Genomic DNA, 11,201 nt, shown 5'->3' on the forward strand with positions numbered 1-11,201 from the left:
GCGTTAAAACCAGCAAACTTTGTCAGTCCTTTAGCAAAACACTAAAATCCGCCCTATGGTATTGGCGCACACTTGGTTATAATGTGCGCCATTTTTCTGTAGGGTTACTGTCGTTATGTCTCATGCCGCGCAAGCAAAAGCTCAATACAATTTAAATAAACTGCATAAACGGCTGCGCCGCGGCGTCGGTCAGGCCATCGGTGATTTTGGCATGATAAGCGACGGCGACAAAATAATGGTGTGCTTGTCAGGCGGCAAAGACTCGTACACCATGTTGGATATTTTGCTCAACTTGCAACAGTCTGCCCCTATTAGTTTCAGTATCGTTGCCGTTAATCTTGACCAAAAGCAACCGGGTTTTCCGGCCGAGGTGCTGCCAAATTACTTACAGGGTATTGGGGTCGACTATCACATTGTCACAGAAGACACCTATGCCATAGTAAAAGAAAAAATTCCGGAAGGTAAAACCACCTGCTCGCTCTGTTCACGTTTACGTCGTGGCATTTTATACCGCACCGCAAAGGAGCTGGGCGCAACCAAAATTGCCCTTGGCCATCATCGCGATGACATGCTTGAAACCCTGTTTTTAAATATGTTCTACGGGGGCAAGATGAAATCAATGCCACCTAAACTTATCAGTGATAACGGCGAACATATTGTGATCAGACCACTGGCATATTGCAAAGAAAAAGATATTGAAAAATATGCGCAGGCCCGCGAATTTCCTATCATCCCCTGTAATTTATGTGGCTCGCAGGATGGCTTGCAACGTCAGGTTATTAAAGAAATGCTGCAAGACTGGGATAAACGCTTCCCCGGCCGGATTGAAACCATGTTTCAGGCCATGCAGAATGTGGTCCCGTCTCATCTGGCCGACAATAGCTTGTTCGATTTTGCGGCCATAACCAAAGATCACGCTGCCAGCGCAGAAGGTGACACGGCATTTGACCCGATTTCAGTACCAGCGATCCCCGTTGGCCTGGTCAGCGATGATGAACCTGATAGCGTGGCCAGCAGCGCTGGCCAGAGTGATCTTAAAATAGTCCAGTTAATGTAATACCATTACTACAGCGCAGTTAATCTTCCAGAAAGCGCCGGTTGAAGCGGATCATGCTGCTAATTTCAGTAATATACTCTTCACCGCGCTCTGAGTAGCGGCCTAAGCCAGCCGCTAATGCCTCGCCTCTTACCGGCTTGCGTTCTGCCCTTAACTTTGCCCGGATCTCTCTGAGCGACTCATAAGTATGAAATGTATTCAGGTTATAGAAATAGCTACGGATGCTCTTTGCAGGTGAATCAAATTTGGCAACCTCATGCGATTGGTCCTCACCACGATTTAACGGCACCAGGCCACAGCCTTCACGAAAACACCATTGCCCAAAAAAATTAAACCCTTCCACAGCAAACCGGCTGGTACCCCAGGCAGATTCATTTGCTGCCTGCATCAGCACCAGACTTGGCGGTAAAATATCAACCCGCTTTAACAGCTCTTCAAGCATTTGCGGATCAGTTTCCGCCACGTCCATTCGAAACTCGTCATACAAACTGTATAGAAAAGCGTATTCGTTAATATTTAGTCGTTGGTTTTTCCTTTTTTTCTCAGCTAACTCCAGCAATTGCTGGCGCAGGTAGCGCAGCCGGTTATTTTCTCGCTGGACATGAGGGCGCAGATAATCGAAAAACGCTCGTTTTTTAGCTGTTGTATCGTTTATAGCATTAAAGTCGGGCAAAGGTTTAAAGGCAATTGCCGGTTCTGTATAAGCTAACCGCTCCAGTACTCGCTTCTTATCTGCCTGGCTTAACGCTTCAATTCTGTCGGGCCGTTGCCATTCATCAAGTGAGTCTTGCTGAGGTATCGGCTGTAAACCGACAAACGGGCTTAGTGCAGCAGCACATACTGCCAGCCAGCCAACCATAATTGCGCTTTTTTTAATCAAATAATCACCACTACATTCAACAGCATCACAGTAAGCTCAGCGTAACTTAACCGGCTACTGACTTCAAAAATCAGTGGTCATTTTAGCCTTTGCTTGCCCCGGAGTGAACTAAAAAAAATTTAAGCGCTTTTTTTACTGAAAATTCGTCAACAATTGTGGTCACTGCATTGCAAATTATCCGCCGTTATGTGACAACTACACTTTATTGTTTTAGCTATCTGGATGGATATTATTTTAGGGGGCAAACCGGTTCTGTCTATGAAACCAATTGAACGTTCAACCAAGCTTGATGGCGTATGTTACGACATTCGCGGACCTGTGGCTCAGGAAGCCCGTAAAATGGAAGAAGAAGGGCACCGTATTCTTAAACTGAATATCGGCAACCCTGCACCTTTTGGCTTTGAAGCCCCCGACGAAATACTCAAGCATGTTATTCATAACCTGCCGACAGCACAGGGCTACTCAGACTCGCAGGGTATTTATCCGGCAAGGGTTGCCGTGGCGCAGTATTATCAGCAGCGCGGTATCAGAGGCGCCGATGCTGACGATGTCTATATCGGAAATGGCGTGTCAGAGCTAATCTTAATGTCGCTACAAGCCCTGTTGAATAATGGCGATGAGGTGCTTATCCCATCGCCTGATTATCCGTTATGGACAGCGGCGGTTAATCTGGCCGGCGGCAAAGCCGCGCACTATCGCTGTGACGAGCAGCAAGACTGGTATCCTGATCTGGCGGATATCAGACATAAAATTAACAATAAAACCAAAGCTATTGTACTGATTAATCCAAATAACCCCACCGGAGCTGTTTACGATAAGGCCTTTTTAAATGAGGTACTTAGCATAGCCCGGGAGCACCGTCTGGTGGTATTAAGTGATGAGATCTATGACAAGGTACTATACGACGGTACTGAGCATATCAGCACCGCAGCGCTGGCCGATGATCTGATCATGCTGACCTTCGGCGGTTTGTCGAAGAATTACCGGATTGCCGGATTTCGGGTTGGCTGGCTATTTATCTCTGGCGCCAAACATCTGGCAAAGCATTACATTGAAGGCTTGAACGTACTGGCGTCAATGCGGCTTTGTGCCAACGTACCCTGCCAGCATGCTGTTCAAACTGCGCTCGGCGGCTACCAAAGCATCAACGAATTAGTGATACCTGGTGGCCGTTTGTATGAGCAGATGGATCTGGCTCATAAGCTGGTCAGTGAAATTGATGGTTTAAGTTGTATGCGGCCAAAAGGCGCCATGTATTTATTTCCAAAAATTGATCGTAAAAAAATCCGGATTAAAGACGATGAATTGTTTGTACTCGATTTTCTGCGCCAGCATAAAGTCCTATTGGTGCACGGCCGGGCTTTTAACTGGCCAGAGCCTGACCATTTCAGGATCGTATTTTTACCGCATAAAGAACAACTGACGGCGGCGCTTGGCAAACTTGCCCAATTCTTACCGGGCTATCACCAATGATAAGTGACTTTTCGTTCCAACAGGTATTTGAAAGTTTCACCGCTAAACTTGCCGCTATCGTGTTTTATGCATTTGATATTAATGGCATTGCCATACCCATGGTATTGATCTGGCTGATGAGCGGTGCGCTGGTATTTACCTGTTATCTCGGCTTTATTAATGTCAGAGGTTTCAGGCATGCTGTTGGTTTGCTGAAAAACAATAAAAGCAGCAATGACAGTGGTGAAATATCGCCCTTTCAGGCATTGAGTACCGCGTTGTCGGGCACCGTGGGTACCGGTAATATCGCCGGTGTCGCTATTGCCATAAGCCTGGGCGGGCCGGGTGCTACCTTCTGGATGATTGTGGCCGGCCTGCTTGGTATGTCTACTAAATTTGTCGAATGTACCCTGGCAGTTAAATACCGGCAGATTAACAGTGATGGCACGGTATCTGGCGGCCCGATGTATTACATTAAAGCAGCACTGGATAAATTTAACTTGCCACTTACCGGCACCGTACTGGCAATGGCATTCTCGGTGTTTGTTATTTTTGGCTCTGCCGGTTTTGTTCATGTTAATCAGGGGTTTGTTCAGGTTAAAACCGTGACGGGTTTTGATAACGCCTGGCTGTTCGGTGCCGTTTATGCAATTCTGGTAGGCGCAGTAATAATTGGCGGCTTAAAAAGTATCGCCCGGGTGACCAGTAAACTGGTGCCGTTAATGTGCGGACTGTATTTGGCGGCATCGATGCTGGTGATGTTTAGCCACTTTAGTGCTATCCCTGCTGCGTTGTGGCTGATTGTCGAGGGGGCGTTTACACCTGAAGCCGGTTATGGTGGTTTTATCGGCGTATTGATTCAGGGATTTCGGCGCGCGGCGTACTCTAATGAAGCGGGCATTGGCTCCTCGCCTATTGCCCATGCGGCTGCAAAAACCAAAGATCCCGTCAGCCAGGGGTTTGTTGGCTTGCTTGAGCCCTTTATTGATACCGTTGTTATCTGTACTATTACTGCTCTGGTGATTATCCTGACCGGTGCCTATCAGACCCCGGGTCTGGATGGCGTGCAAATTACCTCCGGCGCCTTTGCCTCCGTTGTCAGTTGGTTTCCGTGGGTGTTAATGGTGGCCTTGCTGTTATTTGGCTTTTCTACCGTAATCAGCTGGTCTTATTATGGGTTAACCGGTTGGCGTTATCTGGTGGGCCATGACAAGCGTCTGACCAAGCTTTATAAAGTGCTGTTTTGCTTTATTGTGTCAATTGGCGCAGTACCCAATGTAATGGCCGTTTTCGATTTTATCGATTCAATGATATTTCTGATGGCAGTGCCCAATATTCTGGCGTTGTATTTACTACTGCCTGAAGTAAAAGCCGATTTAAAAGCCTATTGGTCAAAGCGGGCACGATAGTACCCTTACGTTGCTGGCTGCGCTGTCATCGCTAAGGCAGCGCAGCTTTTACTTACCAATTGTTTTGCAGCGGCTCAGGCAGCTTGCTCTGAGCCGGCTTTATTATTTGCCGCCAATTCAGCCTCGTCATGTGCTTTAGTTTCAGTGACAGCTTTAACAGTTTTTTTCTGCGGCGATTTCTCAGCCACTTTTGCTGGCTTCTTGGCACCCAATGCGACCAGTAGCGCGTCTTTATTCTGAGCCAGATATAACGCCAGAGTCTCGGTTTGCGCCTCATCGGTCAACAGGCTACTGGCATTTAAAAAACCAGCCAACTCATCAGCAGTGTCCAGCATTTTGTCATAGGCATCAGCCTCCGCCTTTGAGGTAAATGTCATTTTCTCTACTCCATTGCGCTCTACAATATATTTAATTACTACTGCCATTTTGCTGCCCCTGATTAATTTTAACTGTTATTTTATACAGTATAATTTAGCCGGTGTCGAGTGCTCGAATTAAAATCGATTGTCGCGTAGTATAGTCGCTCTTGCTAAGCCGTTTTACCATGATTAAGGAAGGTTATGTTAGCAATTTGGTCGGAGCGACACTCAGAGGGCAACCATGATCGGCCCAATGACCAACGCTCACCTTGGCAGCGCGACCGGGCGCGTATTCTGCACTCAGCTGCATTTCGGCGCTTGCAATCAAAAACCCAGATCCTGGGGATTGGCCAGAATGATTTTTACCGCACAAGACTTACCCACTCGTTAGAAGCGGCTCAAATTGGCACTGGCCTGGTGAGTCAGCTTGAAAAAAAATCGAGCGGACAAATTAAAGCCGCTTTGCCGGATCCCAGCCTGATGGAAGCGTTATGCCTGGCCCATGACATCGGTCACCCACCCTTTGGCCATGGTGGTGAAACCGCACTGAATTATAAAATGCTGTCTGACGGTGGCTTTGAAGGCAATGGTCAGACGTTGCGGATTGTTGCCAAACTGGAGCCTTATACCCAGCACCACGGTATGGATTTAGCAAGGCGTACCTTACTGGGGTTATTAAAATACCCGGTATTACAACCGCCCTTGCCGGCCATCAATAACACGGTGAACCCACTGAACTTAAATCACTGGAAACCGGCTAAAGCCATTTTCCAGGCCGATGCTGATATTCTGGATTGGATATTGCAACCGTTAAACAGTGCGGATCGCCTGGCCTTTGGTCAGATCGAAACCTTATCGCAGTCGCCCTTTATTAAGTCGCGTTTTAAGTCGCTGGATGCGTCGATTATGGAATTAGCCGACGATATCGCGTACGGCGTTCATGATTTAGAAGACGCTATTGTGCTGGGAAATGTAAGCTACAGCCAGTGGCAACACTATACCGGCGACGACATGCAGCAGCTGGGGGCAAAGCTGTTCAGTAGTGAGCACCATATCCGAAAAGACGCCATAGGCGCCTTAGTAAACCGGCTTATTACCTCGGTAGAGATTTATCAGCCGTTGCCAGATGCCAGCGAGCCATTAATTCGCTATAACGCCCGCTTACCAGGAGCGGAAACTGCACTGTTACATAGCCTGAAAAATCTGGTGTTTAATTGTGTTATCCGCCAGCCAATGATTCAGCAATCCCGGTTTCGCTGTCAGAATATGTTATTGCAGCTGTTTGATGCCTTCGCGTCCGATCCCAGTCGTTTGTTGCCGCTCAATACCCAGCAGCGCTGGCATAGTGCCAGCGAGCATGGCCAGGGAATGCGGGTAATTTGTGATTATATCTCTGGCATGACTGACGATTATGCCGAGCGCATGCACAAAACGTTGTTTGGCCCGTTTTAAGCGGTTTTAACATCAGCCTGAGAAACTTACTGGAGAGCTCTGTCGTTTTGAATAAGCTTCGCGTATTAGCCGGCCCGGGTGCAATGGCGCATATTAAACAACATGGCCTACAGGCCGACGATATCAGCGTGATGGTGGGCGCAAGTGGCGGCCCCAAATGGTTTTGCTTGTATGGTCTTGACCAGTACTTACTGGCCAATTTCTTTGCCGGGCGCACTAAACCATTGCATTTACTGGGCAGCTCGGCCGGAGCCTGGCGCTTTGCCTGCTATGCCCAGGCCAACCCCGTTGCTGCCTCAGAGCGCTTTGCCAATGCCTATTCAACCATTACCTTTCCGCCAGGCGCCGATATTCAGCAGGTAACCCGTATTTCTTCAGCCATCATCGATCAGGTGTTCAGTAACGAGCAGCAGATTAGTGAAGTGCTGGATAACCCAGTGATGAAACTCAACCTGATTGTAGCGAAAGCCAAAGGGATCAACCGCAGCCAGCAAAAGTTATGGCAAGCGGCCGGTTTGACCCTGGCCGCGGGTGCTAATTTGTTAAACAGACGAAATCTGCAGCACTTTTATCAGCGGGTGCAGTTTCACCCAAAGCATTGCCATGCGCCATTTCATCGCTACACTGGCTTGCCAACCCAACATGTGCCGTTAAGCCAGGCAAACCTGCGCCAGGCGGTATTGGCCAGTGGTTCAATCCCGCTGGTATTATGCCCTGTTAAAGACATCGCAGGAGCGGGCCCGGGGCTTTATTACGATGGTGGCATAACCGACTATCACTTTGATCTACCATTCAGTAATCATGGGCTGGTGCTGTATCCGCACTTTTATCCCCACCTTACCCCAGGCTGGTTCGATAAAGCGCTGAAATGGCGCCGGCCCCATGCATCCCACTTGCACAACGTGGTGTTGCTATGTCCTAGCGCCAGTTGGGTCGCTAGTTTACCAAACGGTAAAATTCCCGACAGAAATGATTTTAAGCTAAATGATCAACAACGGATCGCAAACTGGCAAACCGTGCTACAGCGCTCACATGAACTGGCCGCAGCGTTCGCAAACGGTGATTACCAGGTGGAAGCGCTATAAGCCTCGGCCGTTAGTCGCAACGGCCGGCTTAATGACCACAACGCTTAGGTTGGATTGGCGCATCCTGATTATAAGCCTGAATACGCTTAATTAGTGCTCTGGCTCCGCCTTTGCGCGTGTTGTCTCAGTTGCTGCACTAAGCGGCGTAATCGTAAATTCAGTCGGTATAATATCCAGCTTTACCCCAAAGGCACTGCCACTATCGAGCAACCCATCAAGATACTGCCAGTAGCCGGTGGTGTATTCATCCTGAGTAAATCGCAGCGTAAACCCGGTGCCTTGCCCCTGATGCAGATAACTGATCACCTGTTTGCTGCCTTTATTATCAACCAAATCAAAGGTCAGCATATCTTTTAACCGGGTATTACGACTAAACACGCCAGACACCACAGGGTCTGCCAGATTAAGGTATTCATGGCCCACGGTAGCGTGTTTAAGCGGGTTAGCGACAAACTGTTGGGTATCAAAATTATACTGATCCCCACCCTGCATTACGCTAATACGAACATTTTCAATATGGAAACCATGGGGATTAGTCACTCGCCGGGCATTACTGACATCAATGGCGGTAACAGCACCGGCCCCGATCACCTGCACACTATGATTTGCGGCGGTATAAACCAGTGCGGTATTTTCATCAATGCCAAAGCCCATTGGAAATGCAGCCTTGTTCAGCTCGGTAGCTAAAATCAAACGGCCAAAGCGGGCTTTGCGGTCAAAATGCTGATCAATAATGGCATGAGGGAAAAACCCCAACCCCTTGACCAACATTAACGGGCCATTTTCCTGATCCTGCATGCCGTTATAACTGTCGGTAGTGCCTTCAGTCAGCGCCCCCCAGGAGTCACCTGCCGCGATCATAACATCGCTCATCATTGCTGCACCGGCGCTGGTTCCGCCAATTACGCCACCGCGTTGGTATAGTGCCCAGATAGCCTCAAGTAATACTGACTTCTGGCCATCCGGCGCCAGGGTTGCAGTAATGTTCAGCTGATCGCCGCCCAGAAACCATACCGCAGTATACTGGCTAAGGTGTTCCGCCAGCTGAGTGTCAGTAGCACCGCGGCGCCACTGGCTTTCATCAACATCCGCCGTACTTTTGTCATCATTCACAGCAACCGGAAACAACGTCATCTGGTCTTCGTCCAGGCCGTAACGCTGCATGTCCTTGCGAAATTGTTTAAAGTACTTTGCCGGCTGGCCACTGGCAGCAGGAATAACCGCTATCCTCGCCTGCAGTTCACCACCGGCCAGCGCAATAAACCGCTGATGTACATCCGCATTAGACGCGGCCAGCGCCCCACCAACTAATACCAGCGACCCTTTATCTGGCAATGGCGCAGGCGCTGGAGTGTCGGCTTCGCTGCAGCCAGTTAGCCCGCTTAACGTTAAAATAATACTTAACATTAACAGCGGCTTTGCCATCATATTTAAAGAAGTAACAGTGTGCTTCACCCGTTTTGCTCCATATTTATGCTTTTAGTAATCAAAATTTTTTGCCAGGCAGTTATTATTTTTATAGCCCACTACACAGAGTACCAGATTTACGCTGGTAAGGTCACTCGCGACAAAGTAAGCTGAAGCTATACTGTTTCTTTTAATATCAACGCTGTTTTCTTTTAATACCAACTTTATTGAGTGCGAACCGGAGAACTTTTAATGCTAAGTACACTTTTACTCACGTTATTTATCGCCATGTTATTACCATTTTTAGCCAAGGCCCCACTGGCATTTGCCATGCAAAAAGCCGGTGGCTATGACAACAACAACCCCAGAGAGCAACAAGCGGCGCTAAAAGGCTTTGGTCAGCGGGCAAATGCCGCTCATTACAATAGTTTTGAAGCACTTATTATTTACGGTTGCGCCGTACTAAGCGCGGTGGCATTAAACGCAGTAGACAGCACTACAGTGACTCTAGGTTGGGTATTTATCGCGAGCCGACTGGTGTATTTATTATGTTACTGGTTCGACTACGCTACCCCCCGCTCAACGGTATGGCTTGTTGGAATAGTAGCGGCATTTAGCATGGCTGGCAGAGCGTTGTTAGGCTAAAGAAAAATTGGACAGGCATAGCTAAACATTGCAACTATACAAAATTTTGTGCACCCAATCACCAAAAGCTTGACAGCTTTGCAATGGGTTACTAGTCTAAATACTGTATATTTAAACAGCTAAACAGGTGCACCATGCCCAGACCACGCAAAGTTCTCATCGCTGTCGAAGACACACCTTACTATCATGTTGTGTCACGCTGTGTACGTAGGTCATTTTTGTGTGGTGTCGACAGCGTTACGGGCGAAAATTACCAACACCGCCGAGCCTGGATCGAGCAGCGGATTCGCTTACTGGCCTCGCTATTTGCTATCGACATCTGTGCTTACGCAATAATGTCCAACCATTTACACATAGTGGTAAAACTGCAACCACAGCAGGCTACAGACTGGTCTTCACAAGACGTACTGTTGCGATGGACAAGTATTCACAAGGGTACCCTGCTGGTACAGCGCTACCTGAAAAATAGCACTCTTGGCGCCGCCGAGTTGGACACATTGCACAGCTGTATCGATGTTTACCGCCAGCGCTTGACCAGCCTGAGTTGGTTTATGAAATGCCTAAACGAACCCATTGCCCGCCAAGCCAATAAGGAAGACGGCTGCACAGGACATTTTTGGGAAGCCAGATTCAAATCTCAGGCACTTCTGACAGAAGAGGCTTTGCTGTCTTGTATGGCCTATGTCGATTTAAATCCGGTACGCGCCGACATGGCGAAAACACCGGAAGAGTCAGATTACACCAGTATTAAGGAGCGGATATCCCCTTCATTCGATTTGGCGCAAGCTATTACCGAACAAACCAATCAGGGTAATCTGCAACACTTTTACTACCCACTTAAGCCGTTAATGCAGTTCGAGGGCGAGCAAATCGACAAAACACAACTCGGAATACTATTCAGTCTGTCTGACTATCTTGAGTTAGTCGATTACACAGGACGTGCAATCAGACCCGACAAAAAGGGTTCAATTGCCGAGCATCTGCCGCTCATCATGCGACGGCTCAATCTAAATCAGCTTGGCTGGCTGACACGAGCCACCCAATTTGAAACTCGTTACACCACACTCTTTAGTCGACGTGCCCACCGCGACACAGCCTGAGCTATCTTATCAGTCTTTTACTAACAAAATTCACCAGCCGCCAACCCCGGTTTTGAAAAAATTATGCTTGAAACTGCTATTGAGTATATCAGCCGTATTTTTTCACTCTGATATTGCCCTCTGTAACCAACTTTGCCGCATTAGTTCTGGATATACAAAACAAGATCTTTACTCGATGAAGCGATTGGCTAACTCTTCTCAGATGTGCCTGTCTTCAATTTACATTATCCACATGCATTCCACTGATACATAGATATTGTTCAAACTTGTGCCTGTCCCAGTTTTATGCCGCCGAGCAGGCCAATCGGGTCCTGGCTGATAAAACGGCCGGTGTCGGGGTCGTCAAACTTGTGCC

Annotated in this window: 10 protein-coding genes; 7 read left to right on the forward strand and 3 right to left on the reverse strand. The window is 48.1% G+C overall.

Translation table 11 applies throughout. The features are described from left to right. Positions 1 to 115: 115 nt before the first annotated feature. The gene (ttcA, locus tag ABY802_RS13990; RefSeq protein ID WP_372627743.1) at positions 116 to 1,057 is read left to right on the forward strand and encodes a tRNA 2-thiocytidine(32) synthetase TtcA; all 942 of its coding nucleotides are present in this window, start codon (positions 116 to 118) and stop codon (positions 1,055 to 1,057) included. Positions 1,058 to 1,076: 19 nt separating this feature from the next. Here the strand turns inward: ttcA and ABY802_RS13995 are convergent, their stop codons facing one another. Next, on the reverse strand, positions 1,077 to 1,937 hold the full coding sequence (locus ABY802_RS13995) for a glucosaminidase domain-containing protein (RefSeq protein WP_372627744.1): 861 nt from the start codon (positions 1,935 to 1,937) through the stop codon (positions 1,077 to 1,079). A gap of 258 nt (positions 1,938 to 2,195) precedes the next feature. On the opposite strand from ABY802_RS13995, the gene ABY802_RS14000 reads away from it, so the two are divergent. Both ABY802_RS14000 and ABY802_RS14005 read left to right on the forward strand, forming a co-directional pair. Continuing rightward, entirely contained in the window at positions 2,196 to 3,410 is a 1,215-nt protein-coding gene (locus ABY802_RS14000; RefSeq protein WP_372627745.1) for a pyridoxal phosphate-dependent aminotransferase, read from the forward strand. Further along, complete coding sequence (locus ABY802_RS14005) at positions 3,407 to 4,798, forward strand: alanine/glycine:cation symporter family protein (protein ID WP_372627746.1); 1,392 nt, start codon at positions 3,407 to 3,409, stop codon at positions 4,796 to 4,798. The genes ABY802_RS14000 and ABY802_RS14005 overlap by 4 nt, the downstream gene beginning before the upstream one ends. Positions 4,799 to 4,872: 74 nt before the next feature. On the opposite strand, the gene ABY802_RS14010 is transcribed toward ABY802_RS14005, so the two are convergent. Beyond that, positions 4,873 to 5,223, reverse strand: a complete 351-nt coding sequence (locus ABY802_RS14010; protein WP_372627747.1) for a YebG family protein — start codon at positions 5,221 to 5,223, stop codon at positions 4,873 to 4,875. Positions 5,224 to 5,358: 135 nt separating this feature from the next. On the opposite strand from ABY802_RS14010, the gene ABY802_RS14015 reads away from it, so the two are divergent. After that, positions 5,359 to 6,609 (forward strand): anti-phage deoxyguanosine triphosphatase, encoded by a 1,251-nt coding sequence (locus ABY802_RS14015; protein ID WP_372627748.1) that lies wholly within the window; start codon positions 5,359 to 5,361, stop codon positions 6,607 to 6,609. 47 nt (positions 6,610 to 6,656) lie between these two features. After that, positions 6,657 to 7,694, forward strand: coding sequence for a patatin-like phospholipase family protein (locus ABY802_RS14020; protein WP_372627749.1), 1,038 nt, complete (start codon positions 6,657 to 6,659; stop codon positions 7,692 to 7,694). Between the two features lie 90 nt (positions 7,695 to 7,784). On the opposite strand, the gene ABY802_RS14025 is transcribed toward ABY802_RS14020, so the two are convergent. Continuing rightward, positions 7,785 to 9,149 (reverse strand): cyanophycinase, encoded by a 1,365-nt coding sequence (locus ABY802_RS14025; protein ID WP_372627750.1) that lies wholly within the window; start codon positions 9,147 to 9,149, stop codon positions 7,785 to 7,787. A gap of 204 nt (positions 9,150 to 9,353) precedes the next feature. On the opposite strand from ABY802_RS14025, the gene ABY802_RS14030 reads away from it, so the two are divergent. Beyond that, positions 9,354 to 9,746 carry an MAPEG family protein gene (locus tag ABY802_RS14030; protein ID WP_372627751.1) on the forward strand — a complete coding sequence of 131 codons (393 nt, stop codon included), beginning with the start codon at positions 9,354 to 9,356 and terminating at the stop codon, positions 9,744 to 9,746. Between the two features lie 134 nt (positions 9,747 to 9,880). Then, complete coding sequence (locus tag ABY802_RS14035) at positions 9,881 to 10,846, forward strand: transposase (RefSeq protein WP_372627752.1); 966 nt, start codon at positions 9,881 to 9,883, stop codon at positions 10,844 to 10,846. Positions 10,847 to 11,201 lie beyond the last annotated feature (355 nt).

Origin of the sequence: Arsukibacterium sp. (assembly GCF_041616895.1) — a bacterium.
Taxonomy (GTDB): Bacteria; Pseudomonadota; Gammaproteobacteria; order Enterobacterales; family Alteromonadaceae; genus Alishewanella.

Excerpts from the sequence above, each read along its gene's own strand:
- ABY802_RS14000 (WP_372627745.1), top strand. The coding sequence starts at position 2,196 with ATGAAACCAATTGAACGTTCAACCAAGCTTGATGGCGTATGTTACGAC.
- ttcA (WP_372627743.1), top strand. The coding sequence starts at position 116 with ATGTCTCATGCCGCGCAAGCAAAAGCTCAATACAATTTAAATAAACTG.
- ABY802_RS14035 (WP_372627752.1), top strand. The coding sequence starts at position 9,881 with ATGCCCAGACCACGCAAAGTTCTCATCGCTGTCGAAGACACACCTTAC.
- ABY802_RS14030 (WP_372627751.1), top strand. The coding sequence starts at position 9,354 with ATGCTAAGTACACTTTTACTCACGTTATTTATCGCCATGTTATTACCA.
- ABY802_RS14010 (WP_372627747.1), bottom strand. The coding sequence starts at position 5,223 with ATGGCAGTAGTAATTAAATATATTGTAGAGCGCAATGGAGTAGAGAAA.
- ABY802_RS14015 (WP_372627748.1), top strand. The coding sequence starts at position 5,359 with ATGTTAGCAATTTGGTCGGAGCGACACTCAGAGGGCAACCATGATCGG.
- ABY802_RS14005 (WP_372627746.1), top strand. The coding sequence starts at position 3,407 with ATGATAAGTGACTTTTCGTTCCAACAGGTATTTGAAAGTTTCACCGCT.